This is a genomic window from Pseudomonas sp. LFS044, assembly GCF_047978245.1.
GTDB lineage: Bacteria > Pseudomonadota > Gammaproteobacteria > Pseudomonadales > Pseudomonadaceae > Aquipseudomonas.
Map to the genome: position 1 here is coordinate 26149 of NZ_JBFPFX010000033.1, position 25269 is coordinate 51417.

25 protein-coding genes are annotated in these 25269 nt (G+C 63.5%); 13 read left to right on the forward strand and 12 right to left on the reverse strand.

Annotated features, from left to right (window positions below; genetic code table 11):
* The first annotated feature begins 250 nt into the window (after window positions 1-250).
* The 4 genes from ACNQPL_RS22925 (at window position 251) to ACNQPL_RS22940 (ending at window position 3752) form a co-directional block, all read left to right on the forward strand.
* Entirely contained in the window at window positions 251-1048 is a 798-nt protein-coding gene (locus ACNQPL_RS22925; RefSeq protein WP_346614699.1) for a hydroxymethylpyrimidine/phosphomethylpyrimidine kinase, read from the forward strand.
* A 14-nt stretch (window positions 1049-1062) separates the two neighbouring features.
* Window positions 1063-1686, forward strand: a complete 624-nt coding sequence (thiE, locus tag ACNQPL_RS22930; RefSeq protein ID WP_416467989.1) for a thiamine phosphate synthase — start codon at window positions 1063-1065, stop codon at window positions 1684-1686.
* 17 nt (window positions 1687-1703) lie between these two features.
* Entirely contained in the window at window positions 1704-2987 is a 1284-nt protein-coding gene (hemL, locus tag ACNQPL_RS22935) for a glutamate-1-semialdehyde 2,1-aminomutase (protein ID WP_346614597.1), read from the forward strand.
* Between the two features lie 219 nt (window positions 2988-3206).
* Complete coding sequence (locus ACNQPL_RS22940; RefSeq protein WP_346614598.1) at window positions 3207-3752, forward strand: tetratricopeptide repeat protein; 546 nt, start codon at window positions 3207-3209, stop codon at window positions 3750-3752.
* A gap of 6 nt (window positions 3753-3758) precedes the next feature.
* On the opposite strand, the gene ACNQPL_RS22945 is transcribed toward ACNQPL_RS22940, so the two are convergent.
* Window positions 3759-4085 carry a DUF1820 family protein gene (locus ACNQPL_RS22945; RefSeq protein WP_346614599.1) on the reverse strand — a complete coding sequence of 109 codons (327 nt, stop codon included), beginning with the start codon at window positions 4083-4085 and terminating at the stop codon, window positions 3759-3761.
* Window positions 4086-4323: 238 nt separating this feature from the next.
* Here ACNQPL_RS22945 and ACNQPL_RS22950 point away from each other — a divergent pair, with 238 nt between their 5' ends.
* The 4 genes from ACNQPL_RS22950 to lnt are packed head-to-tail and all read left to right on the forward strand — an operon-like array spanning window position 4324 to window position 8179.
* Window positions 4324-5322, forward strand: a complete 999-nt coding sequence (locus tag ACNQPL_RS22950; protein ID WP_346614600.1) for a PhoH family protein — start codon at window positions 4324-4326, stop codon at window positions 5320-5322.
* Window positions 5315-5788, forward strand: coding sequence for an rRNA maturation RNase YbeY (gene ybeY, locus ACNQPL_RS22955; RefSeq protein WP_387530223.1), 474 nt, complete (start codon window positions 5315-5317; stop codon window positions 5786-5788). The genes ACNQPL_RS22950 and ybeY overlap by 8 nt, the downstream gene beginning before the upstream one ends.
* Before the next feature lie 25 nt (window positions 5789-5813).
* On the forward strand, window positions 5814-6653 hold the full coding sequence (locus ACNQPL_RS22960) for an HlyC/CorC family transporter (protein ID WP_346614602.1): 840 nt from the start codon (window positions 5814-5816) through the stop codon (window positions 6651-6653).
* Window positions 6654-6661: 8 nt separating this feature from the next.
* Window positions 6662-8179 (forward strand): apolipoprotein N-acyltransferase, encoded by a 1518-nt coding sequence (lnt, locus tag ACNQPL_RS22965; RefSeq protein WP_346614603.1) that lies wholly within the window; start codon window positions 6662-6664, stop codon window positions 8177-8179.
* Window positions 8180-8307: 128 nt separating this feature from the next.
* On the opposite strand, the gene ACNQPL_RS22970 is transcribed toward lnt, so the two are convergent.
* Together ACNQPL_RS22970 and ACNQPL_RS22975 are read right to left on the reverse strand one after the other, a co-directional pair.
* Window positions 8308-9069 (reverse strand): YdcF family protein, encoded by a 762-nt coding sequence (locus tag ACNQPL_RS22970; RefSeq protein ID WP_416467990.1) that lies wholly within the window; start codon window positions 9067-9069, stop codon window positions 8308-8310.
* Between the two features lie 133 nt (window positions 9070-9202).
* Window positions 9203-9517, reverse strand: a complete 315-nt coding sequence (locus ACNQPL_RS22975; RefSeq protein ID WP_346614605.1) for a hypothetical protein — start codon at window positions 9515-9517, stop codon at window positions 9203-9205.
* A gap of 227 nt (window positions 9518-9744) precedes the next feature.
* Between ACNQPL_RS22975 and leuS the strand changes: the two genes are divergently transcribed.
* The 5 genes from leuS to ACNQPL_RS23000 all read left to right on the forward strand — a co-directional run bounded on the left by leuS (window position 9745) and on the right by ACNQPL_RS23000 (window position 15723).
* Window positions 9745-12351 (forward strand): leucine--tRNA ligase, encoded by a 2607-nt coding sequence (gene leuS / locus ACNQPL_RS22980; protein WP_416467991.1) that lies wholly within the window; start codon window positions 9745-9747, stop codon window positions 12349-12351.
* 61 nt (window positions 12352-12412) lie between these two features.
* Complete coding sequence (gene lptE, locus ACNQPL_RS22985; RefSeq protein WP_346614607.1) at window positions 12413-13018, forward strand: LPS assembly lipoprotein LptE; 606 nt, start codon at window positions 12413-12415, stop codon at window positions 13016-13018.
* Window positions 13019-13055: 37 nt separating this feature from the next.
* Entirely contained in the window at window positions 13056-14093 is a 1038-nt protein-coding gene (gene holA / locus ACNQPL_RS22990) for a DNA polymerase III subunit delta (RefSeq protein ID WP_416467992.1), read from the forward strand.
* A gap of 88 nt (window positions 14094-14181) precedes the next feature.
* The gene (gene arfA / locus ACNQPL_RS22995) at window positions 14182-14346 is read left to right on the forward strand and encodes an alternative ribosome rescue factor ArfA (protein ID WP_016501800.1); all 165 of its coding nucleotides are present in this window, start codon (window positions 14182-14184) and stop codon (window positions 14344-14346) included.
* Window positions 14347-14406: 60 nt separating this feature from the next.
* The gene (locus ACNQPL_RS23000) at window positions 14407-15723 is read left to right on the forward strand and encodes a lytic murein transglycosylase (protein ID WP_416467993.1); all 1317 of its coding nucleotides are present in this window, start codon (window positions 14407-14409) and stop codon (window positions 15721-15723) included.
* Between the two features lie 97 nt (window positions 15724-15820).
* Here ACNQPL_RS23000 and ACNQPL_RS23005 read toward each other — a convergent pair whose 3' ends face one another.
* The 9 genes from ACNQPL_RS23005 to mrdA all read right to left on the reverse strand — a co-directional run bounded on the left by ACNQPL_RS23005 (window position 15821) and on the right by mrdA (window position 25269).
* The gene (locus tag ACNQPL_RS23005) at window positions 15821-16759 is read right to left on the reverse strand and encodes a S66 peptidase family protein (protein WP_416467994.1); all 939 of its coding nucleotides are present in this window, start codon (window positions 16757-16759) and stop codon (window positions 15821-15823) included.
* Window positions 16760-16845: 86 nt separating this feature from the next.
* Window positions 16846-17862, reverse strand: coding sequence for a lipoyl synthase (gene lipA, locus ACNQPL_RS23010; protein WP_346614611.1), 1017 nt, complete (start codon window positions 17860-17862; stop codon window positions 16846-16848).
* A gap of 2 nt (window positions 17863-17864) precedes the next feature.
* Window positions 17865-18512, reverse strand: coding sequence for a lipoyl(octanoyl) transferase LipB (gene lipB, locus ACNQPL_RS23015; protein ID WP_346614612.1), 648 nt, complete (start codon window positions 18510-18512; stop codon window positions 17865-17867).
* The gene (locus ACNQPL_RS23020) at window positions 18512-18787 is read right to left on the reverse strand and encodes a DUF493 domain-containing protein (protein ID WP_346614613.1); all 276 of its coding nucleotides are present in this window, start codon (window positions 18785-18787) and stop codon (window positions 18512-18514) included. Before ACNQPL_RS23020 ends, lipB begins: the two co-directional genes overlap by 1 nt.
* A 76-nt stretch (window positions 18788-18863) precedes the next feature.
* Window positions 18864-20024 (reverse strand): D-alanyl-D-alanine carboxypeptidase family protein, encoded by a 1161-nt coding sequence (locus ACNQPL_RS23025; RefSeq protein ID WP_346614614.1) that lies wholly within the window; start codon window positions 20022-20024, stop codon window positions 18864-18866.
* Window positions 20025-20205: 181 nt separating this feature from the next.
* Window positions 20206-21210: a septal ring lytic transglycosylase RlpA family protein gene (locus ACNQPL_RS23030; protein WP_346614615.1), complete on the reverse strand. Its 1005-nt coding sequence runs from the start codon at window positions 21208-21210 to the stop codon at window positions 20206-20208.
* On the reverse strand, window positions 21210-22220 hold the full coding sequence (gene mltB / locus ACNQPL_RS23035) for a lytic murein transglycosylase B (RefSeq protein WP_346614616.1): 1011 nt from the start codon (window positions 22218-22220) through the stop codon (window positions 21210-21212). The genes ACNQPL_RS23030 and mltB overlap by 1 nt, the downstream gene beginning before the upstream one ends.
* 17 nt (window positions 22221-22237) lie before the next feature.
* Complete coding sequence (gene rodA, locus ACNQPL_RS23040) at window positions 22238-23341, reverse strand: rod shape-determining protein RodA (protein ID WP_346614700.1); 1104 nt, start codon at window positions 23339-23341, stop codon at window positions 22238-22240.
* A 38-nt stretch (window positions 23342-23379) separates the two neighbouring features.
* Complete coding sequence (mrdA, locus tag ACNQPL_RS23045; RefSeq protein WP_346614617.1) at window positions 23380-25269, reverse strand: penicillin-binding protein 2; 1890 nt, start codon at window positions 25267-25269, stop codon at window positions 23380-23382.

Here is a 25269-nt window from a genome sequence, read left to right on the forward strand (position 1 = left end):
CCTGCTCGGTCGCGTCGCAGTGGCCTCCTATCCCTATGAGACGACGAAATCCGGCAAAGCCCGTTTATCGAGTTATCAGAGCACTCTAGCATAGCTTTCCACGCTGGCCACGAGCCACTTCAATTTTGGAAGGAAAGGCTCTAAATCAATGCTTTCGGCAACAACATCAACACAAATCTGACCAATTGATCAGCAAAACCCGTTTGTAGGACGATCCGCGCAAATGGGTTTGGTGGTAAGCTCGCCGACCATGAATACCTACAGCTCCCGCCCCGTTGTCCTCTGTCTCTCCGGCCACGACCCAAGTGGCGGCGCCGGCTTGCAGGCAGATATTGAAGCCCTGATCGCCCAAGGCTGTCACGCTGCACCCGCAGTGACCGCCCTGACCGTGCAGGATACCGTCAACGTTTCCGACTTCCGCGTGCTCGACCGCGAGTGGGTGCTGGCCCAGGCCAATGCCGTGCTGGCCGACTCCACGGTGGCCGCGGTCAAGCTGGGCATGCTCGGCTCGATCGAAATGGTCGACACCGTCGCCGAACTGCTCAGTGCCCACCCGCACTTGCCCGTGGTCTGCGACCCGGTGCTGCGCGCCGGTGGCGGGGGCCGCCTGGGCAAGGACGAAGTCGGCTACGCCGTGCGCGAACGCCTGCTGCCACTGGCCGCCATCGCCACGCCCAACCTGCCCGAAGCGCGCATCCTCGCCGAACTGCCCGAAGGTACTGCCGACGAGTGTGCCGAAAAACTGTTGCCGTTTTGTAGACACCTGCTGATTACCGGTGGTCACGGCGACGAAGACGAAATTCACAACCGCCTGTACAGCCGGGATGGCCAGCGCCATACCTGGACCTGCCAGCGCCTGCCCGGCAGCTACCACGGTTCGGGTTGCACCCTGGCCAGCACCTTGGCCGGCCGGCTGGCCTTGGGCGAAGCACTGCAAAGCGCCGTGCGCAGCGCGCTGGACTACACCTGGCGCACCCTGCGTGACGCCGAGCAGCTGGGCAAGGGCCAGTTCGTGCCGCGCCGCCTGCCCCTGGACTTCTGCTCCTGATACGAGGCTTTCAGATGACGCTACGCGGTCTGTATGCAATCACCGACAGCCAGCTGCTCGCCGGCCGTTTCCTGTCCCACGTCGAGGCAGCACTGGAAGGCGGCGTGCGCCTGCTGCAGTACCGCGACAAAAGCGATGATGCCGCCCGTCGCCTGCGCGAAGCCGAAGGCTTGATGAAGCTCTGCGAGCGCTACGGCACGCAGCTGCTGATCAACGACGATGCCGAACTGGCCGCGCGCCTTGGCGTCGGCGTACACCTGGGCCAGACGGATGGCCCGCTGACCCCGGCACGTGCCCTGCTGGGCCGCCAGGCCATCATCGGCTCGACCTGCCACGCCAGCCTCGAACTGGCTGCCCAGGCCGCCAGCGAGGGCGCCAGCTATGTCGCCTTCGGCCGTTTTTTCAATTCCGTGACCAAGCCCGGTGCGCCCGCTGCCAACGTCGAGTTGCTGCAGCAGGCCCGGGCCCGGGTCAGGCTGCCGATCGCCGTGATCGGCGGCATCACCCTCGACAACGCCGCCCCGCTGGTCGCCCACGGTGCCGACCTGCTGGCGGTGATCCATGGCTTGTTCGGTGCCGACAGCGCGCAGGAAGTCACCCGCCGCGCCCGCGCCTTCAACGCCCTGTTCGCTTCCTGATTTCGAGAGAAGATCCCATGTCCCGTTCCGAATCCCTGTTCGCCCAAGCCCAGAAGCACATCCCCGGCGGCGTCAATTCGCCCGTCCGCGCCTTCAAGAGCGTCGGCGGCACCCCACTGTTCTTCAAGCATGCCGAAGGTGCGTATGTCACCGACGAGGACGACAAGCGCTACGTCGACTACGTAGGCTCCTGGGGCCCGATGATTCTTGGCCACGGCCACCCGGACGTGCTGGACGCCGTGCGTAACCAGTTGCAGCACGGCTTGTCGTACGGGGCACCGACCGCGATGGAAACCGAGATGGCCGACCTGGTCTGCTCGCTGGTGCCGTCGATGGAGATGGTGCGCATGGTCAGCTCCGGCACCGAAGCCACCATGAGCGCGATCCGCCTGGCCCGTGGCTACACCGGCCGCGACGCCATCATCAAGTTCGAAGGCTGCTACCACGGCCACTCCGACAGCCTGTTGGTCAAGGCCGGCTCCGGCTTGCTGACCCAGGGCGTGCCGAGCTCGGCGGGCGTACCGGCGGACTTCGCCAAACACACCCTGACCCTGCCGTTCAACGACATCGCCGCCGTCGAGAAGACCTTGGCCGAAGTCGGCCAGACCGTGGCCTGCATCATCGTCGAGCCGGTGGCCGGCAACATGAACTGCGTGCCGCCCGCCCCTGGCTTCCTCGAAGGCCTGCGCGAGCAGTGTGACAAGCACGGCGTGGTGCTGATCTTCGACGAAGTGATGACCGGCTTCCGTGTATCGCTCGGCGGTGCCCAGGGCTACTACGGCATCACCCCGGACCTGTCGACCTTCGGCAAGATCGTCGGTGGTGGCATGCCGGTGGGCTGCTTCGGCGGCAAGCGTGAAATCATGGGCTGCATCGCCCCGCTGGGCCCGGTGTACCAGGCCGGCACCCTGTCGGGTAACCCGCTGGCCATGGCCGCCGGCCTGACTACCCTGAAGCTGATCAGCCGCCCGGGCTTCCATGACGAACTGACCGCCTACACCAGCCGCATGCTCGACGGCCTGCAGCAACTGGCCGATGCCGCTGGCGTACCGTTTGTCACCACCCAGGCAGGCGCGATGTTCGGCCTGTACTTCAGCGGTGCCGACGATATCGTCACCTTCGACGACGTGATGGCCAGCGACGCAGACCGCTTCAAGCGCTTCTTCCACCTGATGCTCGAAGGTGGTGTGTACTTGGCACCGAGCGCGTTCGAGGCGGGCTTCACCTCGATCGCCCATGGCGAGGCGGAGCTGAAGATCACCCTGGATGCCGCTGAAAAAGCGTTTGCCAAGCTGAAGTAAGCGACAATCTGCACCGGCCTCATCGCGGATGAATCCGCTCCTACGCTCGTGGATTCATCCGCGACGAGGCCGGTGCAAGCAATAAAATCTCTTCCTTCATCAGCAAGTTTGCCCACCAACACAGAAATTCGAGTAAAACTTTGTAAGGTAGGCGCTGCTTATCCCATAATGTGCCACCAGAGACCTTGGCCGTAGCTTTGCAGAGGTAAGTCGATCCCCATGAACCGCACCGGCCGCGCCCTGACACTGGGCTGCCTGTTGCTTCTTCAGCCCCTGCTGGCACTGGCGGAGGGCGGTAACTCGTTGCTGATTCCAGCAACGGGGCGCTGCACGCTCAATGTCCAGCCAGAAGACCAGGCCAACGCCCTCAAGGCTTGCGAGCAGACGGCGGCGACCGGGGACGCCCAAGCGCAGTTCGAACTGGGTGAGTACTACTACACGCAAACGCCCAAAGACCTGAAAAAGGCTGTGGACTGGTTCGGCAAGGCCTCGCTGCAGGGCCATGCCGACGCGCAATACCGCCTCGGCGCCATGTTCTTCCATGGCGAAGGGGTCAAGGCCAACAACGTGCAGGCTTATATTCTGCTGAAGATGGCCGCCGTCAACGGCGCCGAAGACGCGCTGGACATGGCTGACGAAGTCACCGAGCAGATGCCCCGCGACGAACTGGAACACGCCACCCAGGTGCTCGGCCAGATCTTCCGCAAGTACCTGCTGGAGCTGCAGAACGCCGAAGGCCGCACACCGTTCTCGCCACTTCCCTGACTGTACTTACTTCTCCGGCATCGGCATCGGGAACGGCATCACATTGCCGCCACCCTTGGCCTCGCTGATCTTTGCCGTGCCCAGCCGCTCCACCTCGTCGATGCGCACGATCGAGTGCATCGGCACGAAGCTGCGGATCACGCCCTCGAACTGGTTCTTCAGTTTCTCTTCGCTCGGATCGACGACGATCTGGGCGCGCTCACCGAAGACGAATTCCTCGATTTCCAGAAAGCCCCACAGGTCGCTCTGGTAGATCTGCTTGGCATACATCTCGAAGACCTGCCCCTGGTTGAGGAAGATCACTTTATAGATGGCGGGTTCGCGTTTGCTCATGTTGGGCGGGATAACACATGCGTAAGAAAAGGCGCGCATCATAGCAGTGCCAGCCGCTACGCGGGTGAACCCGAGCCCACAGCCTTGAAAACGCTGGAGTACTTGTCGGAGTGGGTTTACCCGCAAAGCGGCCGGGACAGGCCACACATACCCTTGATCGTTTCAGTGCTTTCGCCCCTGCCCTTCAAGGGTTATTCTTGGGTTCACCCTTATTGCCGTCGAGCGGCTTAAAACGACCTTGAACGCACCCATAGAACCCCATCGTTTCATCCTCGAACCTTTCGAGGCCCACCGTTTCGCCAACCTGTGCGGCCAGTTCGACGAGCACTTGCGCCTCATCGAGCAACGCCTGGCCATCGAGATCCGCAACCGCGGCAATCAATTCGAGCTGATCGGCGAACCCAAGACCACCTCTGCTGCCGAGCAACTGCTGCGCCGCCTCTACCGCGAGGCCAAGGCTACCGAGCTGTCGCCGGAGACCGTGCACCTGTACCTGCAGGAATCGACCGTCGAGGCCCTCGACAACCCGGCGGTGAACGAGGTCAGCGTCTCGTTGCGCACGCGCAAGGGCAACATTCGCCCGCGCGGGGTCAACCAGCAGCGCTACGTGAAAGAAATCCTCGCCAACGACATCAACTTCGGTGTTGGCCCGGCCGGTACCGGCAAGACCTATCTTGCCGTGGCCTGCGCCGTGGACGCCCTGGAGCGCGAGCAAGTGCGCCGCATTCTGCTGGTCCGCCCGGCGGTCGAAGCCGGCGAGAAGCTCGGCTTCCTGCCTGGCGACCTGGCCCAGAAAATCGACCCGTACCTGCGCCCGCTGTATGACGCCCTGTACGAAATGCTCGGGTTCGAGCACGTTGCCAAGCTGATCGAGCGCCAGGTGATCGAGATCGCCCCGCTGGCCTACATGCGTGGCCGCACCCTGAACAACAGCTTCATCATCCTCGACGAGAGCCAGAACACCACGCTCGAGCAGATGAAGATGTTCCTCACCCGCATCGGCTTCGGCTCCACCGCAGTGATCACTGGCGACATCACCCAGGTCGACTTGCCACGCGGCACCAAGTCGGGCCTGGCCCACGTGATCGAGGTGCTCAAGGACGTTCCGGGTATCAGCTTTACCCACTTCCAACCCAAAGATGTGGTTCGTCACCCACTGGTGCAGCGTATCGTCGAAGCCTACGACCGCTTCGAAGCCCGTCAGGCCAAGCCCGAGGTCAGCAACAAAGATGCTTGAACTTGACCTGCAACGGGCCACGGACGCCGCTGCCCCTGACGATGCTGCCTTCCGCCGCTGGTGCGAACTGGCCTTGCGCCAGCGCACGGCTGACTCGGAAATGACCATCCGCCTGGTCGACGAAGCCGAAGGCCGCGAGCTCAACCACACCTACCGGCACAAAGACTACGCGACCAATGTGCTGTCGTTCCCGGCCGACGTGCCCGACGAACTGCTCGACATCCCGCTGCTGGGCGACCTGGTGATCTGCGTGCCTGTGGTCGAACGCGAGGCTGCCGAACAGGGCAAGGCACTGGAGGCGCACTGGGCGCACCTGGTCATTCACGGTTGCCTGCACCTGCTCGGCTACGACCACATCGAAGACGATGAGGCCGAGGAAATGGAAGCGCTGGAACGGGAATTGCTGGCAGAACTGGGTCACCCTGACCCGTATGCCGACGATGAAAACGAATCAATCACACACTGATACTGCAAGGATCACGAGAACCGCCATGAGCGAAGATCGATCGAGCAACGGGCAAAAGTCCTGGCTGGGTAAACTGACCCAGGCTTTTGCCCATGAGCCGAAAAACCGCCAGGAGCTCCTTGAGCTGCTGCGCGAAGCCCATCAGAACAAGCTGCTCGACAGCGAAGCACTGACCATTGTCGAAGGTGCCATCCAGGTCGCGGACCTGCAGGTACGCGACATCATGGTCCCGCGTTCGCAGATGATCAGCATCAAGGCTACCCAGTCGCCCCGCGAGTTCCTGCCGGCCATCATCGATGCCGCGCACTCGCGCTACCCGGTGATCGGTGAGAGCCACGACGATGTGCTCGGGATCCTGCTGGCCAAGGACCTGCTGCCGCTGATCCTCAAGGAGAACGGCGACAGCTTCAACATCAAGGACCTGCTGCGCCCGGCCACCTTCGTGCCCGAGTCCAAGCGGCTGAACGTGCTGCTGCGCGAGTTCCGCGCCAACCACAACCACATGGCCGTCGTCATCGACGAATACGGCGGCGTGGCGGGCCTGGTGACCATCGAGGACGTACTCGAGCAGATCGTCGGTGACATCGAAGACGAGCATGACGTCGAGGAAGACAGCTACATCAAGCCACTGCCCAGCGGCGACTTCCTGGTCAAGGCACTGACGCCGATCGAGAACTTCAACGAGTTCTTCGATAGCCAGTTCTCCGACGACGAGTTCGACACAGTGGGCGGCCTGGTGATGAGCGCCTTCGGCCACTTGCCCAAGCGCAACGAGACCACTGAAATCGGCACCTACAAGTTCCGTATTCTCAATGCCGACAGCCGGCGGATACACTTGCTGCGCCTGACACCGATCACCCGTTAAGGACAAACATGCGTTGGATCACCCGCCCCGGCTGGCCCGGTAACCTGCTGGCCCTGGCGGCCGGCGCCTCTACCCTTCTGGCCCTGGCGCCATTCGACATCTGGCCACTGGCCTTGCTGTCGATCGCGGTGCTCTACCTTGGCCTGCGCGAGCTTACCCCGCGTCAAGCCATGTGGCGCGGCTGGTGCTTTGGTTTCGGCCTGTACGGTGCTGGCACCTGGTGGATCTACGTCAGCATGAACACCTACGGCGGCGCCTCGCCGCTGCTGGCGATCGTGCTGTTGCTGGCGTTCTTCGCCGCCCTTGCCTGGTTCTTCGCCTTGCCTGCCTGGCTATGGGCACGCTGGCTGCGGCGCAACGAGGCACCGCTGGCGGACGCCCTGTGCTTTGCCGCGTTGTGGCTGCTGCAAGAGGCCTTCCGCGGCTGGTTCCTGACCGGCTTCCCGTGGCTGTATGCCGGTTACAGCCAACTGGATGGCCCACTGGCCGGCCTGGCGCCGCTGGGCGGCGTGTGGCTGATTTCCTTTGCCCTGGCATTGACTGCTGCCCTGCTGTGCAACCTGCACCGCCTGCGCGCACGCCCTTCGTTTCTGGCCGTGGGTGCCCTGCTGCTGCTGGCCCCATGGGTGGTCGGCATGGCACTCAAGGGCCACGCCTGGACCAAACCGGCTGGCGACCCGCTCAAGGTTGCTGCCTTGCAGGGCAACGTCGAGCAGGAACTGAAGTGGGACCCGGCGCACATCGATGCGCAACTGGCGCTGTACCGCGACATGAGCTTCAGCTCCAAACCTGTGGACCTGCTGGTCTGGCCCGAGACTGCCGTGCCGATCCTCAAGGACCAGGCGCAAGGCTACATCGACGTCATGGGCCGTTTTGCCGCTGATCGCCACTCGGCGCTGATTACCGGCGTGCCGGTGCGCGAAGTGGTGCATCACCAGCGCCGTTACTACAACGGCGTGACCGTCACCGGCGAAGGCGACGGCACCTACCTCAAGCAGAAGCTGGTGCCGTTTGGCGAATACGTGCCGTTGCAGGACATGCTTCGCGGCATGATCGAGTTCTTCAACCTGCCCATGTCGGACTTCGCCCGCGGCCCTGAAGACCAGCCATTGCTGCAGGCCAAGGGTTACCAGATTGCCCCGTACATCTGCTACGAAGTGGTCTACCCGGAGTTCGCGGCGGGCCTTGCGGCACGCAGCGACCTGTTGCTGACCATCAGCAACGACACCTGGTTCGGCACCTCGATCGGGCCGCTGCAGCACCTGCAGATGGCGCAGATGCGTGCACTGGAGGCCGGCCGCTGGATGATCCGCGCCACCAACAACGGCGTGACCGCGCTGATCGACCCGTTTGGCCGGATCACTGCCGAGGTACCGCAGTTCCAGCGCGCGGTGCTGTATGGCGAGGTGGTGCCGATGCAGCAGCTGACACCGTACCTGCAATGGCGCTCGTGGCCGCTGGCGATGGTGTGTGTGCTGTTGTTTGGGTGGGCGCTGGCGGCTGGGCGGATTGCCAAGACGGTCTGATGAAGCCTCCACTGGCCTCTTCGCGGGGCAAGCCCGCTCCCACAGGTATACCACCGGATTCGAATACTGTGGTGCACCTGTGGGAGCGGGCTCGCCCCGCGAAGAGGCCGGTGCTGACAGCCAACCATTCAGTAGAACACCCGATACCCAACCAACCCCACCACCTCATTCAGCAACTGCCCGCTCTGCCACATCGCACGGCTTTCCGGCAGCAACCCGGCAAACGGCCGGGCATGATCGCGCCCAAGGAACCCCATCGGCGCTGGCACCACCTCGAACCCCGCCTGCTCGAAGCTCCACCGCGAGCGCTGCATGTGCCAGGCCTGGGTCACCACCACCACCCGGCGAATGCCCAGGGGTTGCAGGATGTCCGCACTGAACCGGGCATTTTCCCAAGTGGTGCGGCTGGCCTCCTCCTTCCACTTCACCTCGACGGCAAAGTCTTCGCGCAGCCTGTCGGCCATCAAGCGCGCCTCACTGGGCGGCGTGCCGTAGTGCAAACCGCCGCTGGTCAGCACCGGCAAACGCGATGCCTTCGCCAGCCGCGCGGCAAAGCGCATGCGCTCCAGGGCCGTCGCCGTAGGCTGGTCATCGCCACCCCAGGCCGGGTCACCGCGCTCTCGCCCCGCGCCCAGTACCACAATGGCATCTGCACGGTTGGCCAGGCTTGCCCATTCGCTTACCGCCAGGGGCGGCTCGGTTTCCAGAAGGCGCGCGCCCTGCTGTACCACCAGCGGCAAGCTCATCAGCCACAAGCCGCCCAGCCCGAGCACGAAGCACGCTGCAGCCAACCGCGGGCGACGGCTGCGCAGCCACCAGCCGGCCAGTAGCAGCAGGAACAGGATGCCGGGGGGCATCAACCATTGTTTGATGAAGAATCGAAGCGGCATCGGCCACACCTCCTTGGCAGGCGTGCAGCCTAAGAGGATCGGCGCCGGTCAACAAGTGCGTAGCCGGCGCCGATCGTGAGAAGTGTGTGTGTGAAGTACCGGCGCGATGGCCTGCGCCTGGCGGCCTGAACGGCTAGCGATGCGGCAGCGTCCTGGATCTCGCCGTCGTGGCGGGGCGTTTCTTGTCCTTGAGCCAGATGATCTTTGCCGATGTCGGTTCCGCTTGTGGGTATGTACCGGCAGTGGCATTACGGCGTTCCGGAAGCGTCTCCAGGTAAGCCTTGATCACTTCGAACTCTGCATGACTCAAACCGCGCAATTCCAGCTCGGCTGGCATCTCGTCGCGCAACCGTACCGACGTCCTGGCAACTTCCAATGCCAGGCCAAGACGGTCGATCAGGCGTTCGTAAAGCTCCGGTTTGCTTGCGGTAAGCTGCGTCTCTCCCATCCGTTCACCTCATTGAAGATAAAGAATATCTCCCCCCACAACTGAGCTTAGCGGCGCTATGAAAAGCAGCCGGATGCAGCGACCAGCGGGCATTCGCAATCAGGGTTTCCCACGATGCGCGGCGCTGCTGTATGCTACGGCGTTCACCCTCATGACACCGGAGTGCCGGCCGCAGCGAGGTTCCGCTGCCTGGAACAAGGTCTCTTCTCTCTCAGCCAAAAGTAGCCATGCACGAACAATACACGCCCCGTGATATCGAAGCCGCCGCCCAGCATTTCTGGGACGAGCAACAGTCGTTCGCTGTTACCGAACAGCCAGGCAAAGACACCTACTATTGCCTATCGATGTTCCCGTACCCGAGCGGCAAGCTACACATGGGCCACGTTCGCAACTACACCATCGGCGACGTGATTGCCCGCTACCAGCGCATGCTGGGCAAAAACGTCCTGCAGCCGATGGGCTGGGACGCCTTCGGCATGCCTGCGGAAAACGCGGCGATGAAAAACAACGTCGCCCCGGCCAAGTGGACATACGAAAACATCGACTACATGAAGACCCAGCTCAAGAGCCTGGGCCTGGCCATCGATTGGGCACGTGAAGTCACCACCTGCAAGCCGGACTACTACCGCTGGGAACAGTGGCTGTTCACCCGCCTGTTCGAAAAAGGCATCATCTACCGCAAGAACGGGACCGTGAACTGGGACCCGGCCGACCAGACCGTACTCGCCAACGAGCAGGTCATCGACGGCCGCGGCTGGCGTTCCGGCGCGCTGATCGAAAAGCGCGAAATCCCGATGTACTACTTCCGCATCACTGACTACGCCGATGAGCTGCTGGAAAGCCTCGACGAGCTGCCGGGCTGGCCTGAACAGGTCAAGACCATGCAGCGCAACTGGATCGGCAAGTCGCGCGGCATGGAAGTGCAGTTCCCTTACGACCAGGCGAGCATCGGCCACGCAGGCACCCTGAAGGTATTCACTACCCGTCCGGACACCCTGATGGGCGCAACCTACGTTGCCGTCGCCGCCGAACACCCGTTGGCTACCCAGGCTGCCCAGGGCAACCCGGCGCTGCAGGCGTTCATCGACGAGTGCAAGAGCGGCAGCGTGGCCGAAGCCGACATGGCCACCCAGGAGAAGAAGGGCATGGCCACTTCCCTGCTGGTCGAGCACCCGCTGACCGGCGAGAAGCTGCCAGTGTGGGTCGCCAACTACGTGCTGATGCACTACGGCGACGGCGCCGTGATGGCCGTGCCGGCCCACGACGAGCGCGATTTCGAGTTCGCCCACAAGTACAACCTGCCGGTCAAGGCCGTGGTGCGCACCAGCGCTGGCGATGAAGTCAGCAGCGAGTGGCAGGCTGCCTACGGCGAGCATGGCCAGTTGATCAACTCCGGCGAATTCGACGGCCTGGATTTCGCCGGCGCCTTCGACGCCATCGAAGCCGCGCTGATCCGCAAGGACCTGGGCAAATCGCGTACCCAGTTCCGCCTGCGCGACTGGGGCATCAGCCGCCAGCGCTACTGGGGCTGCCCGATCCCGATCATCCACTGCCCGTCCTGCGGCGACGTGCCGGTGCCGGAAGACCAGCTGCCGGTCACCCTGCCCGAGAACGTGGTGCCGGACGGCGCCGGTTCGCCACTGGCGCGCATGCCTGAGTTCTACGCATGCACCTGCCCTAAATGTGGCACCGCGGCCAAGCGCGAAACCGACACCATGGACACCTTCGTGGAATCGTCCTGGTATTTCGCCCGCTACGCCTCGCCCAACTATGACCAGGGCCTGGTCGACCCGAAAGCCGCCAACCACTGGCTGCCGGTCGATCAGTACATCGGCGGCATCGAGCACGCGATCCTGCACCTGCTGTACGCGCGTTTCTTCCACAAGCTGATGCGTGACGAAGGCCTGGTCACCTCCAACGAGCCCTTCAAGAACCTCCTGACCCAGGGCATGGTGGTCGCCGAGACCTACTACCGCGTTGCCAGCAATGGCGGCAAGGACTGGTTCAACCCGGCCGACGTCGAAATCGAGCGCGATGCCAAGGCCAAGATTATTGGCGCACGCCTGAAGACCGACGGCCTGCCAGTGGAAATCGGCGGCACCGAGAAGATGTCGAAGTCGAAGAACAACGGCGTCGACCCGCAGTCGATGATCGAAGCCTACGGCGCCGACACCTGCCGCCTGTTCATGATGTTCGCTTCGCCGCCCGACATGAGCCTGGAATGGTCCGACTCCGGCGTCGAGGGTGCCAGCCGCTTCCTGCGCCGGGTCTGGCGCCTGGCCCAGGGCCACGTCAGCCAAGGGCTGCCGGGCAAGCTGGACACCGCTGCACTGAGCGACGAGCAGAAGGTAATCCGCCGTGCCATCCATGCCGCCATCAAGCAGGCCAGCACCGATATCGGCCAGTACCACAAGTTCAACACCGCCATCGCTCAGGTGATGACCGTGATGAACGTGCTGGAGAAGGCCCCGCAGGCCACCGAGCAAGACCGTGCCCTGCTGCAGGAAGGCCTGGAAGCCGTAACCCTGCTGCTGGCCCCGATCACCCCGCACATCAGCCATGAGCTGTGGCAGCAACTGGGCCACGCAGGCTCGGTGATCGATGCCGCCTGGCCAAGCGTCGATGAACAAGCGCTGGTGCAGGACACCATTACCCTGGTGGTCCAGGTCAACGGTAAACTGCGTGGCCAGGTAGAGATGCCGGCCGCTGCCAGCCGCGAAGAAGTCGAAGCCGCCGCCCGCAGCAACGAAAATGTCCTGCGCTTCATCGATGGCCTGACCATCCGCAAGGTCATCGTGGTACCGGGCAAGCTGGTCAACATCGTCGCCAACTGATGGCAACGCCCACCTGCAGCCAGTGCAGGTGGGCGGTATCGGCCCACAAGGGAGCTACAACATGATCAAACGCAATCTGCTGGTAATGGGCCTGGCCGTAATGCTCAGCGCCTGCGGTTTCCAGCTGCGCGGCACCGGCACCAACGAACTCAGCGTCAAGGAGATGGACGTCGGCGCGCGCAACGCCTACGGCCAGACCGTGGTCCAGCTTCGCCAGGCTCTGGAGCGTAGCGGCGTCAACGTTCACACCGGCGCGCCTTATCGCCTGGAGCTGACCAACGAGCAGGAAAACCAGCGTTCGGCGAGCTACAGCGGCGGCAGTCGTACGGCCGAATACGAGCTGACCACCACCCTCAACTACAGCATCCTGGGCCTGAACAACCTGGAGCTGCTGAGCGACAAGGTTGAGGTGCGCAAGATCTACGTGCGTGACGGTGGCAACATCACCGGCTCCGACCAGGAAGCCAGCCAGGCCCGCGTGGAAATGCGCCGCGAACTGGTGCAGTCGATGATGGCGCGCCTGCAGAACCTGACCCCGACGCAGCTTGACGAGCTGCAGCGCAAGGCCGACGAACGCGCCAAAGCCGAAGCCGACGCGCTGGAAGCCGCGCGCCGTCAGCAGGCGGAAACGCCGCAGCAGTCGCCACTGGAAATCCCGGGCAAATAAGCCCGCGCGGGGCACCCCGGTGCCCCGCCTGTTTCCCATGAAACTCGCCCCCGCCCAACTCAACAAGCACCTGCAAGGCGCCTTGGCCCCGGTCTACGTGGTCAGCGGCGACGACCCGCTGCTGTGTCAGGAAGCTGCCGACGCCATCCGTAATACGGCGCGTCAGCAAGGTTTCGACGAGCGCCAGGTGTTCAGCGCCGACGCCAACTTCGACTGGGGCACCCTGCTCCAGGCCGGCGCCAGCCTGTCGCTGTTCGCCCAGCGCCGCCTGCTGGAACTGCGCCTGCCCTCGGGCAAGCCCGGTGACAAAGGCGCCGCGGCCCTGATGGAGTACTGCGCCAACCCCGCCGAAGACACCTTGCTGCTGGTCAGCCTGCCCAAGCTCGATGGCAGCGCGCAGAAGACCAAGTGGGGCAAGGCCTTGATCGAAGGCGCCCATTGCCAGTTCATCCAGATCTGGCCGGTGGATGCCCAGCAGTTGCCGCAATGGATCAACCAGCGTTTGGCGCAGGCGGGTCTGTCGGCCCAGCGCGACGCGGTCGACCTGATCGCCGCGCGGGTCGAAGGCAACCTGCTGGCCGCAGCGCAAGAAATCGAAAAGCTCAAGCTGCTTGCCGAGGGCAACCAGATCACCGTCGAAACCGTACAGGCGGCTGTTGCCGACAGTGCGCGCTTCGATGTCTTCGGCCTGGTCGATGCCATCCTCAATGGCGAGGCCGCACATGCCCTGCGCATGCTCGAAGGCCTGCGCGGTGAAGGGGTGGAGCCACCGGTGATTCTCTGGGCGCTGGCCCGCGAACTGCGCCTGCTGGCCGGGCTGGCGCAGCAGTTCAGCCAGGGCGTGCCGCTGGACAAGGCGTTCAGCCAGGCCCGCCCACCGGTGTGGGACAAACGCCGGCCGCTGGTCAGCAAAGCCCTGCAGCGCCTTTCGGCGCAGCGCTGGGCTCAGTTGCTGCAGGATGCCCAACGTATCGACGCACAGATCAAAGGCCAGGCCGAGGGGTCGCCGTGGACCGGGCTCTCGCGGCTGTCGCTGCTCATGGCCGGCCAGCGCCTGGCGCTGCCTCCCGAGTAAGCGCCGAGGGCCATACACACAATCAATTGGCCCTCCCCTCCCTTCAGGCCTAGAGTCCACCCGCATCCACCCCAACGGGAACCTCGCCATGAGCAAAAAGCCGAAAAAGCACGGCCCCAACAAGGCCAAATCCATCGTCGCCCAGCCACTGTTCCGCTGCCGCCAGGAACAACCGGACAAGGGCAAAGGCAGCTACCGCCGCGAAGCCTTCCAATCGAGAGATTGGGAGGCTTCTTACTTTTTGGCCGCATGAAAGCATCGAAAGCGCAGGCATGGTATGGTCGGCACCTGACCTGAAATTCTGGATCTGTGCATGCTCTTCAGTCTTCTCCCTCGTTGGAAATCCCGCCAGCTGATCGCGGCCTCCAGCTTCATCCTGCTCGTCGCCTGCGCGGAAAAACCCACCGCCGCCGACGCCCTGCCGCTGGCCCCCGCCCAGCCCGCGCCGGCAGTCACCCTGCCCAGCGCCACAACCGACGTCAGTACTGAAATCCAGCCGCTGCAAACCTTTGCACAGTGGCAGGCCGGTTTCCGTGAACAAGCCTTGCAAGCCGGCATTTCGCCAAGCACCTTCGACCGCGCGTTCCTCGGCGTCACGCCGGACATGGACGTGATCAAGGCCGACCGCAGCCAGCCCGAATTCACCCGCCCGGTGTGGGAGTACCTCGAAGGCGCGTTGTCGCCGCTGCGCGTGCGCAACGGCAAAAAGCTGCTCGAGCAGAATGCTGAACTGCTGACCCGGCTGGAGCAGCGTTATGGCGTTGACCGCCAGGTACTGGTCTCGGTGTGGGGCATGGAGAGTAATTTTGGCCAGTTCCAGGGCAGCAAGTCGGTGATCCGCTCGCTGGCCACGCTGGCCTACGAAGGGCGCCGGCCGCAGTTCGCCCAGGACCAGCTGATCGCCGCCCTGCAGATCATCCAGCACGGCGATATCCAGCCCGAGGCCATGCGTGGCTCGTGGGCCGGCGCCATGGGCCAGACCCAGTTCATCCCGACCACCTACAACACCCATGCGGTGGACTTCGACGGCGATGGCCGTCGCGACATCTGGAACAGCACGCCGGACGCCCTGGCGTCCACGGCCCACTACCTGCAGAGCTCCGGCTGGAAACGCGGTCAGCCTTGGGGCTTCGAGGTACAGGTACCGGCAGGTTTCGACTACTGGCTGGCCGACGGCTCGCTGCGCAAGCCTGTCAGCGAATGGCTGCAGATGGGTGTGAAGCTACCGGCAGGCACGCAGCTGCCCGCCAATAGCAACCAGCTCTCTGCTGCACTGCTGCTGCCGGCAGGCGCCCGTGGCCCGGCGTTCCTGGTGCTGGACAACTTCCGCGCCATCCTCAAGTACAACAACTCGTCGTCCTATGCCCTGGCGGTGAGCTTGCTGGGGGACCGCTTCTCGGGCTGGGGCTTCATTGCCGGCAGCTGGCCGAAGGAAGACCTGCCGCTGAGCCGCAGCGAGCGCATGGAGTTGCAGAACCTGCTGAACGCCAGCGGGCACCAGGCAGGCAACCCGGATGGCATCATCGGCGCCAATACCCGCAAAGCCATCCGCAATGCGCAGCAGGGGCTGGGCTGGCCAGCGGATGGGTACCCGACGCACAAGCTGCTCGATAGCTTGCGCCAACAATAATGCTGGGAGTGGCCGGCAAGCCGGTTCCCACAGGCGTAACGCAAGCCTTGTAGGAGCTGGCTTGCCGGCGATGGGCCGCAAAGCGGCCCCAACCTTCTCAAGCCTTGAACAAATCCTGCGCCAACACCAGGCTCTGCGCCTCGCTGTCCAGCACCACCTCAGCCCCCATAGGCAAACACACATTCGGATCACAATGCCCACTGCGCCAGCCGGCCAGCACCGGCACACCCAGGGCCCCGAAGATGTCGTGCAACAGTGGCGTCAAGGCCGCAACGGTAATCCCGGCAAAATCCCCCACCAGCACACCCTTCACGCCCTCCAGCTTGCCGGCAAGGCGCAGCTGGGTAAGCAAGCGGTCCACCCGATAAAGCGGCTCGTTGACGTCCTCGATGAACAGGATGCAGCCCTGCGTATCGATTTCCGCCAGCGTACCCATGGTAGCGCCCAGGATCGACAAGTTGCCGCCCAGCAGACGCCCCCTTGCAACACCCGGCACCACGCTGCTCAAGGGGAACTCGGCGGGATGAACAAGCGCATCCCCCGCCGCTAACGCCCCACTCAACTGTGCCACAAGCGAAGACTCGGTCGGCGCGAGCTTGGCGCCGAGCAGGTCGGCATTGAGCATGGCCCCGTGGAACGTGACCAAACCGGTTTTGCGGTAGATGGCCATGTGCAACGCGGTAATGTCGCTGTAGCCAATCAGCGGCTTGGGGTTGCGGCGGATCAGGTCGAAGTCGAGCCTGTCGAGCAGGCGCATGCTGCCGTAACCCCCGCGCATGCACAGGATCGCGTCGATCGCCGGGTCTGCGAAAGCGTCGTGCAGGTCCTGCACGCGTTGCTGATCGGAGCCTGCCAGGTAGCCCTGGGCCTGCTCCACGCCTGGGTAGATACGGCAGCGGTAGCCACGCTCGGCGAACCACTGGCTGGCCTTTTGTGCGTCCAGCCGGGCTGGGCCGGCTGGGGCGACGATGGCAAAGCAGGCATTGCCCGGCACTGCAGCAGGAAGGCGGCATTCAAAGGTTTCGGCGCAATTCATCGCAACTCCTTGCAGCGCATGGCACACAAACAAAAATGCCGATGCCACCTCTCGGCGCGCATCGGCATGGGTAGCTCAAACCAGGATCAGAGCTTGATCTTGGCTTCGTGAGCCTGCTGGTCGGCGTGGTAGGACGAGCGCACCAACGGGCCGGAAGCGACGTTCTTGAAGCCCATCTTGTAGCCTTCCTCGGCGAACCAGGCGAAGGTGTCCGGGTGCACGAAGCGCTGTACCGGCAAGTGGCTGCGCGAAGGCTGCAGGTACTGGCCGAGGGTCAGCATGTCGATGTCATGCTCGCGCATGCGGTGCATCACTTCGATCACTTCTTCGTCGGTTTCACCCAGGCCGAGCATCAGGCCCGACTTGGTCGGCACGTGCGGGACCAGCTGCTTGAACTTCTGCAGCAGGTCCAGCGACCAATCGTAGTCCGAACCCGGGCGCGCAGCCTTGTACAGGCGCGGTACGGTTTCGAGGTTGTGGTTGAAGACATCCGGCGGCTCTTGCGCGGTGATCTCCAAGGCCACGTCCATGCGCCCGCGGTAGTCCGGCACCAGGGTTTCCAGCTGCACGCCCGGCGACAGTGCGCGAATTTCGCGGATGCAGTCGGCGAAGTGCTGGGCACCCCCGTCACGCAGGTCGTCGCGGTCCACCGAGGTAATCACCACGTACTTCAGGCGCAGGTCGGCAATGGCCACGGCCAGGTTCTTCGGCTCGTCCACGTCCAGTGGCTTCGGTCGGCCGTGGCCGACGTCGCAGAACGGGCAGCGACGGGTGCAGATGTCACCCATGATCATGAAGGTCGCGGTGCCACCGGAGAAGCATTCGCCCAGGTTCGGGCAGGACGCCTCTTCGCACACGCTGTGCAGCTTGTGCTTGCGCAGCAGCTGCTTGATGCGGTCAACCTCAGGGGATACCGGGATGCGCACGCGGATCCAGTCGGGTTTCTTCGGCAGTTCATCGGTGGGGATGATCTTCACCGGGATGCGCGCCACCTTGTCGGCGCCACGCAGCTTGACCCCAGCTTCCACCTTCTTCGGCGCTGGGCGCGGGGTGGCATCCTGGGTAGGTATCAGGTTCGGCACGGCTTCTTGCACAGTTGTCATATTCAGTCGATTCCGCCCGTCAGGGTCGTCTGCTCAGCATAGTCGAGGTGCTTGACCAGCTGTCCGCGCAGCCTTGTCCTGACCTCGTCGAGTTCGATCGGGCCTGCCAGGTCACGCAGCTGGGTCATGGCCAGCCCCGCATACCCACAGGGGTTGATTCGGCGGAATGGAGCAAGGTCCATGTCCACATTCAGAGCAAGGCCGTGGAAGCAACGGCCGTTGCGGATTCGCAGGCCGAGGGAGGCGATTTTCGCTCCATCGACATAGACACCCGGCGCATCGGGCTTGGCCGCAGCAGTGACACCGTAGCTGGCGAGCAGCTCGATGAGTGTCTGCTCGATGCGGCTGACCAGCTCGCGCACGCCAAAGCCCAGGCGGCGCACGTCCAGCAACAGGTAGGCCACCAGTTGCCCTGGGCCGTGGTAGGTCACCTGGCCGCCACGGTCGGTTTGCACCACCGGGATGTCGCCCGGCACCAGCAGGTGCTCGGCCTTGCCGGCCTGGCCCTGGGTGAAGACCGCGGGGTGCTCGACCAGCCAGATTTCGTCCTGGCTGTCGGGGCTACGCTGCTCGGTGAAGCGACGCATGGCTTGCAGCACCGGTTCATAGGGCTGCAGGCCAAGATCGCGAAAACCGAGACAAAGGGACATCAAAGCACCATTTTCACGATGCCGGTCGCGCGCAGGGCACTGTTGATGTCGTGCAGCTGGTCCTCGCTGGTGGCAACGATGTGCAGCTGCACAGTGGTGTACTTGCCTTCCTTGCTCTGGCGTTCGGCCAGCGTGGCAAGGTCGACCTTGGCGTGCTTGCTGAGAATCTCGATCACCGTGTCCTTGAAGCCGACAACGGTATCGCCGATGACCTTGATCGGGTAATCGGCGCAAGGGAATTCGATTTTGTGCGACTTGACGTCAGGTTCGCTCATGGCGGAAACGGCCTCGTAAGCCGTGGCAACAACAACGCCCCCGCAACGATCAGCGGGGGCGTGGCAGGTCACGTTATCAGTTGAACAACCCGTAGAAGAATAGACGGATGCTATCCCACATACGACGGATGAAACCACCTTCCTCAACGCCATCGAGGGCGATCAGGTCGGCGCTGTGAACCACGTTCTCATCCAGTTTGACTTCCACTTTGCCGATCACGTCACCTTTGGCGATCGGTGCGGTGAGCTGCGGGTTCATGGTCATCGAAGCCTGCAGGCGCTTCAATTGGCCTTTAGGCATAGTCATGGTCAGGTCATCAGCCAGGCCAGCCTTGACGATGCTGGTGGCGCCTTTCCAGACCGGAGCCTGCGCCAGCTCGGTGCCCTTCTGGTAGAAGGTCTGGGTTTCGAAGAAGCGGAAACCGTAGGTCAGCAGCTTCTGGGTCTCGGCAGCACGCGACTGTTCGCTGTTGGTGCCGAACACCACGGCGATCAGGCGCTGGCCGTCACGCACGGCCGAAGCGACCATGCAGTAGCCGGCTTCGTCGGTGTGGCCGGTTTTCAGGCCATCGACCGTCTTGTCACGCCACAACAGCAGGTTGCGGTTCGGCTGCTTGATGTTGTTCCAGAAGAACTCTTTCTGCGAGTAGATCGCGTAGTGCGCCGGGTCGACGTTGATGATCGCGCGCGCCAGCGAGGCCATGTCGTGGGCCGAGGAGTAATGCTCAGGGTTCGGCAGGCCGGTGGGGTTCATGAAGTGGCTGTTGGACATGCCCAGGTCGGCGGCAGTCTTGTTCATCATGTCGGCAAAGGCGTCTTCGCTGCCGGCGATGTGCTCGGCCAGGGCGACCGATGCATCGTTGCCCGACTGGATGATGATGCCGTGCAGCAGGTCGCTGACGGTCACCTGGCTGCCAACCTTGATGAACATGCGCGAGCCGCCGGTACGCCAGGCGTTTTCGCTGACGGTAACCGGGTCGTTCTCGCCGATCTGGCCACGGCGGATGTCCAGGGTGGCGATGTAGGCGGTCATCAGCTTGGTCAGGCTGGCCGGCGGCAGGCGCTCGTCACCATTGTTCTCGACCAGCACGTTGCCGCTGGACGCGTCCATGAGTACGTAGGACTTGGCTGCCAATTGCGGAGGTGCAGGCATCATCTGCTCTGCCGCGAAGGCGACAGGCGTGATCAGCAGCAGTACAGGCAGGCAAAGTCGTTTGGCAAGGTTGGTGATGTTCATCCGTCTCTCGAAAATCGCTAATGGTCTGAGATGTTCCCTGGGCCACGTCGTGTGCCCAGCGCCAGTCAGTCTAGTTTTTGCGGCCTTGGGCCGAGCCTGCAAAGTGCGGCTTTATGTCGCTGCGGGCAAAAGCGGACATTGTACATGCCCGCGCCCGGCAATTCATGACAAAACAGACAGGTCAGTCAGCTGTGACCAACTTGGCCTGGCCAAGGTTCGCCAGGCGAATGCTGTCCTGCGCCTGCTGGATCTCGCCCTGGCTGTTGATCGGCCCCAGGCGTACGCGGTGCAGGGTCTGCTGGTTGCGCACGATGGAGCTGATGAACACCGGTGCACTGACCATGGTGCTCAGTTTCGAACGCAGCAACTCGGCGGCGTCCGGGTTGGCAAAGGCGCCCACCTGCAGGAAGTTGCCCCCGCTGCCCGCTGGCACATTGTTGCCCCCGACCTGCACCGGCACCACTGGCGCTGCGTGCTGCTGCGGCGGCGGTGTCCATTGCTCGACGCGCCCGGTGTTGGCGGCAATCGCCTGGGGTTGAGCGGCCTGAGGTTCCTTGAGCATCAACGGCGGTTGCTGGCCTTTCTGGGCCCACCATTGTTGCGGGTCGATACCTTCGACCCGTACGTGCGCAGTGCCGATCTCGGCATAGCCGAGCTTCTTCGCCGCCGCGTAGGACAAGTCGATGATGCGGTCGGAATAGAACGGGCCGCGGTCATTGACCCGCAGCACCACGCTGCGCCCGTTGGCCAGGTTGGTCACCCGCACGTAGGCCGGCAGTGGCAGGGTCTTGTGCGCTGCGCTCATGCCATACAGGTCGTACAGCTCGCCATTGGCAGTGTTCTGCCCGTGGAACTTGGTGCCGTACCACGACGCCGTGCCCTCGGCGCGGTAGTTGCGCGAGTCCTGCATCGGGTAGTAGGTCTTGCCCAGCACCGTATACGGGTTGGCCTTGTAATTGCCGGTATGCACGGTCGGTGTGGCGTCGGGGATCTTGTTCACATCCACGTCCCACCAGGGCGCACCGTCCTTGTGGGCACGGTTGATGTCCAGCCCGGGCTGAGCACGAACGGTATTGCCGCTTTGCTTGGGGGTGGTCGGGCGACTGGAAGAGCAGCTGACCAGCAACATGCCGACCGCCATGCAGGTCAGCAGCTTGAAGCTATTGGCAGAGATGATTGCGCGCATTACTTGACGCCCCGTACTTGGACCAGCTGTTGCGCGAGCTGATGCACCGCCATGGCATACATCACGCTGCGGTTGTAGCGAGTGATCGCGTAGAAGTTCTTCAGGCCCATCCAGTATTCCGGGCCGTTGTCGCCCTCCAGGCGGAAGGCGGTAACCGGCAGATCATCGCGCAGCGCATCATGGCTCGACCAGCCCAGCGCTCGCAACTCCCCGACCGTCTTCACCGGCTCGATGCCGGTGGTCAGGCCTTCGTCGGCCCGGTTACCAGTGACCTGGGCGCGGCTGACCACGCCCTGCCCGGCTACCCAGCCATGGCGCTGGAAATAGCTGGCGACGCTGCCGATGGCATCGTCCGGGTTGTTCCAGATATTGATGTGGCCGTCGCCGTCGAAGTCCACCGCGTAGTTGCGGAAACTGCTCGGCATGAACTGCGGCAGGCCCATGGCCCCGGCGTAAGAACCTTTGAGGGTCAGCGGGTCAAGCTGCTCGTCGCGCGCCAGCAGCAGGTACTCGCGCAGTTCCTTGCGGAAGAATTCGGCACGCGGCGGGTAGTCGAACCCCAGGGTCGACAGCGCGTCGATCACCCGGTAATTGCCGGTGTTTCGACCGAAGAAGGTTTCCACCCCGATGATCGCGACAATGTATTGCGCCGGTACGCCGTAGGCCTGCTCGGCGCGGGCCAGCACCGCTTCGTGCTGGCGCCAGAAGTCCACACCGCGGGCGATGCGCGCGTCGGTGATGAACATCGGCCGGTATTCCTTCCACGGTTTTACCCGTTCGGCCGGACGCGAAATGGCGTCGAGGATCGATTGCTTGCGTTGGACCTCGCGGAACACGCCCATCAACTGCTCGCTGGCAAAGCCGTAGTCGCGGCTCATCTCGCCGACGAACTCGGCCACTTGCGGCGAGCCGTCATAATCACCGGCGTGAGCCTGCTGGACAGCGCCGAACAGGCCCACCGCACCGATCCACGGCGCACAACGGGCAGCCCAGTTACGCACTGCTTGCATGAAATTCTTCACCTTATTCAAACCTGGGCGATCCATTTGCGGTGCGTGTGGATCGACATGAGAACGCCAAACGCTGACAGCAGCGTCACCAACGAAGTTCCGCCATAACTAATGAAGGGCAGCGGCACGCCCACCACGGGCAGAAGGCCGCTGACCATACCGATATTGACGAACACATATACAAAGAAAGTCATGGTCAGGCTGCCCGCCAGCAGCTTGCCGAACAGGGTCTGCGCTTGCGCAGTGATCATCAGGCCGCGGCCAATCAGCAGCAGGTAGACAATCAGCAGCAGGCAGATGCCGACCAGGCCGAACTCCTCGCCGAGCACGGCGATGATGAAGTCGGTGTGGCTTTCCGGAAGGAAGTCCAGGTGCGACTGGGTGCCCAGCAGCCAGCCCTTGCCGAACACCCCGCCAGAGCCGATTGCCGCTTTGGACTGGATGATGTTCCAACCGGTGCCCAGCGGGTCGCTTTCCGGGTCGAGGAAGGTCAGTACCCGCTGCTTCTGGTAGTCGTGCATGACGAAGAACCACATGGCCACCGCCACCGGTACTGCCGCCGCCAGCACGCTGAGGATCCAGCGCCAGCGCAGCCCGCCCATGAACAGCACGAACGCGCCGGATGCCAGAATCAGCAGCGCCGTGCCCAGGTCCGGCTGGCGGACGATGAGAATGAACGGCACGCCGATCAGCACCAGGCTGATTGCCACATGCTTGAGCTGCGGTGGCAAGGTGCGCTTGGACAGGTACCAGGCGATGGTCGCCGGCATGATGATCTTCATGAACTCCGAGGGCTGGAAGCGGATCACCCCGGGGATGTTGATCCAGCGTGTAGCGCCCATGGCGTTATGGCCCATGACGTCCACCACGACCAGCAGCAATACCCCGGCAAGGTACGCAAGCGGCACCCAGCGGGCCATGAAGCGCGGTTCGAGCTGGGCGATGACGAACATCGACACCAGGCCGAGGCCGAACGAGGTGGCCTGCTTGAGCAACAGGTCCCAGTTTTTGCCGCTGGCCGAATAGAGCACGAACAGGCTGCCGGCCGCGAGGGTCAGCAGGATAACCAGCAAGGGGCCGTCGATGTGGATGCGCTGCAGGAAGCTGGCGCGTCGACGCATCACGTCCTCGCTGGAGAGCATGCGATCGAAATTGTTCATCACGGGGCCGTTTCCTGGGCGACGGTGGCAGGAGCGAACTCGGACTTCAGCCGGCCATGCTCGTCGAGCAGCCAGGCGTCCATGATCTGCCGCACCACGGGTGCGGCAACGCCGGAGCCGGACTCGCCGTTCTCGACCATCACCGAGACAACGATCTTCGGATCGTCGGCCGGGGCGAAGGCGACGAACAACGCGTGGTCGCGGTGGCGCTCCTGAAGTTTGTTGCGGTCGTACTTCTCGCCTTGCTTGATCGCCACCACCTGGGCGGTACCGCTCTTGCCGGCGATGCGGTATTGCGCGCCGGCCGCAGCCTTGCGCGCGGTACCACGGGCGTTGTGCATCACCTGCTCCATGCCGTGGGTGACCTTGGCCCAATCGGACTTGTCACGCAGCACGATGTTTTCCATGGGGTTCGGGTCCACTGGGGGCTGGCCTTCGATGGTCCTGGCCAGGTGCGGGCGGTTCCACACGCCTTTGTTGGCGATCAGCGCAGTGGCCTGGGCCAGCTGCAAGGGCGTGGCCTGCATGTAGCCCTGGCCGATACCGAGGATCAGCGTTTCACCCGGGAACCATGCCTGGCGGCGGGTGGCACGCTTCCATTCGCGCGATGGCATCAGCCCGGCCGATTCTTCGAACATGTCGAGCGCGACCTTCTGGCCGATGCCGAACTTGTTCATGTAGCCGGACAGCCGATCAATACCCATCTTGTGGGCAAGATCGTAGAAGTAGGTGTCATTGGAGCGCATGATCGCGGTGTCCAGGTCGACCCAGCCATCACCGCTGCGGTTCCAGTTACGGTATTTGTGATCGTAGTTGGGCAACTGGTAATAGCCCGGGTCGAACACCCGGCTCCCGGCGTTGACCACACCACTGTCCAGGCCGGCGATGGCCACCGCTGGCTTGATGGTCGAGCCTGGCGGATACAGCCCGCGCAACACCCGGTTGAACAGCGGCCGGTCAATCGAGTCACGCAACTCGGCATAAGCCTTGAAGCCGATGCCGGTGACGAACAGGTTGGGGTCGAAGCTTGGCTGGCTGACCATCGCCAGCACCTCGCCGGTGCGCGGGTCGAGCGCCACCACTGCACCACGGCGGCCACCCAGGGCGGCCTCTGCGGCTTCCTGCAGCTTGATGTCGAGGCTTAGCACGATGTCCTTGCCGGGCTTCGGGTCGGTGCGCTTGAGCACCCGCAACACGCGGCCGCGGGCATTGGTCTCGACTTCTTCATAGCCGACCTGGCCATGCAGGTCGTCTTCGTAGAAACGCTCGATACCGGTCTTGCCGATGTGGTGCGTGCCGCTGTAGTTCACCGGGTCGAGCACTTTCAGCTCTTTCTCGTTGATGCGCCCCACATAGCCCACCGAGTGGGCAAAATGCGCACCCTGCGGGTAGTGCCGGACCAACTGGGCGACCACCTCCACCCCGGGCAGGCGGAACTGGTTGACCGCCACGCGGGCGATCTGCTCCTCATTCAGCTCGAACAGGATCGGCACCGGCTCGAATGGCCGCCGCCCCTGCCGCATGCGTTTTTCGAAGAGCGCGCGGTCGTCTGGCGTGAGCTCCAGCACTTCGACGATATTGTCCAACACTTCCTGCCAGTTACCCGCACGTTCACGGGTCATGGACAGGCTGAAGCTGGGCCGGTTATCGGCGATGATCACCCCGTTGCGGTCGAAGATCAGCCCGCGCGTGGGCGGGATCGGCTGCACGTGCACCCGGTTGTTCTCCGACAGCGTCGAGTGATAGTCGTATTGGATGATCTGCAGGTAATACAGCCGCGCAATCAGCACGCAGATAAGCAGCATGATCGCCACAGCGCCGACCACGACGCGGTTACGCACCAGGCGGGCGTCTTTCTCGTGGTCCTTGAGACGGATCGGCTGCGACAT

What these genes read in the sequence shown, in the direction of transcription:
- ACNQPL_RS22925 (WP_346614699.1), top strand. Translation starts at nt 251, where the DNA reads ATGAATACCTACAGCTCCCGCCCCGTTGTCCTCTGTCTCTCCGGCCAC.
- thiE (WP_416467989.1), top strand. Translation starts at nt 1,063, where the DNA reads ATGACGCTACGCGGTCTGTATGCAATCACCGACAGCCAGCTGCTCGCC.
- hemL (WP_346614597.1), top strand. Translation starts at nt 1,704, where the DNA reads ATGTCCCGTTCCGAATCCCTGTTCGCCCAAGCCCAGAAGCACATCCCC.
- ACNQPL_RS22940 (WP_346614598.1), top strand. Translation starts at nt 3,207, where the DNA reads ATGAACCGCACCGGCCGCGCCCTGACACTGGGCTGCCTGTTGCTTCTT.
- ACNQPL_RS22945 (WP_346614599.1), bottom strand. Translation starts at nt 4,085, where the DNA reads ATGAGCAAACGCGAACCCGCCATCTATAAAGTGATCTTCCTCAACCAG.
- ybeY (WP_387530223.1), top strand. Translation starts at nt 5,315, where the DNA reads ATGCTTGAACTTGACCTGCAACGGGCCACGGACGCCGCTGCCCCTGAC.
- ACNQPL_RS22960 (WP_346614602.1), top strand. Translation starts at nt 5,814, where the DNA reads ATGAGCGAAGATCGATCGAGCAACGGGCAAAAGTCCTGGCTGGGTAAA.
- lnt (WP_346614603.1), top strand. Translation starts at nt 6,662, where the DNA reads ATGCGTTGGATCACCCGCCCCGGCTGGCCCGGTAACCTGCTGGCCCTG.
- ACNQPL_RS22970 (WP_416467990.1), bottom strand. Translation starts at nt 9,069, where the DNA reads ATGCCGCTTCGATTCTTCATCAAACAATGGTTGATGCCCCCCGGCATC.
- ACNQPL_RS22975 (WP_346614605.1), bottom strand. Translation starts at nt 9,517, where the DNA reads ATGGGAGAGACGCAGCTTACCGCAAGCAAACCGGAGCTTTACGAACGC.
- leuS (WP_416467991.1), top strand. Translation starts at nt 9,745, where the DNA reads ATGCACGAACAATACACGCCCCGTGATATCGAAGCCGCCGCCCAGCAT.
- lptE (WP_346614607.1), top strand. Translation starts at nt 12,413, where the DNA reads ATGATCAAACGCAATCTGCTGGTAATGGGCCTGGCCGTAATGCTCAGC.
- holA (WP_416467992.1), top strand. Translation starts at nt 13,056, where the DNA reads ATGAAACTCGCCCCCGCCCAACTCAACAAGCACCTGCAAGGCGCCTTG.
- arfA (WP_016501800.1), top strand. Translation starts at nt 14,182, where the DNA reads ATGAGCAAAAAGCCGAAAAAGCACGGCCCCAACAAGGCCAAATCCATC.
- ACNQPL_RS23000 (WP_416467993.1), top strand. Translation starts at nt 14,407, where the DNA reads ATGCTCTTCAGTCTTCTCCCTCGTTGGAAATCCCGCCAGCTGATCGCG.
- ACNQPL_RS23005 (WP_416467994.1), bottom strand. Translation starts at nt 16,759, where the DNA reads ATGAATTGCGCCGAAACCTTTGAATGCCGCCTTCCTGCTGCAGTGCCG.
- lipA (WP_346614611.1), bottom strand. Translation starts at nt 17,862, where the DNA reads ATGACAACTGTGCAAGAAGCCGTGCCGAACCTGATACCTACCCAGGAT.
- lipB (WP_346614612.1), bottom strand. Translation starts at nt 18,512, where the DNA reads ATGTCCCTTTGTCTCGGTTTTCGCGATCTTGGCCTGCAGCCCTATGAA.
- ACNQPL_RS23020 (WP_346614613.1), bottom strand. Translation starts at nt 18,787, where the DNA reads ATGAGCGAACCTGACGTCAAGTCGCACAAAATCGAATTCCCTTGCGCC.
- ACNQPL_RS23025 (WP_346614614.1), bottom strand. Translation starts at nt 20,024, where the DNA reads ATGAACATCACCAACCTTGCCAAACGACTTTGCCTGCCTGTACTGCTG.
- ACNQPL_RS23030 (WP_346614615.1), bottom strand. Translation starts at nt 21,210, where the DNA reads ATGCGCGCAATCATCTCTGCCAATAGCTTCAAGCTGCTGACCTGCATG.
- mltB (WP_346614616.1), bottom strand. Translation starts at nt 22,220, where the DNA reads ATGCAAGCAGTGCGTAACTGGGCTGCCCGTTGTGCGCCGTGGATCGGT.
- rodA (WP_346614700.1), bottom strand. Translation starts at nt 23,341, where the DNA reads ATGCGTCGACGCGCCAGCTTCCTGCAGCGCATCCACATCGACGGCCCC.
- mrdA (WP_346614617.1), bottom strand. Translation starts at nt 25,269, where the DNA reads ATGTCGCAGCCGATCCGTCTCAAGGACCACGAGAAAGACGCCCGCCTG.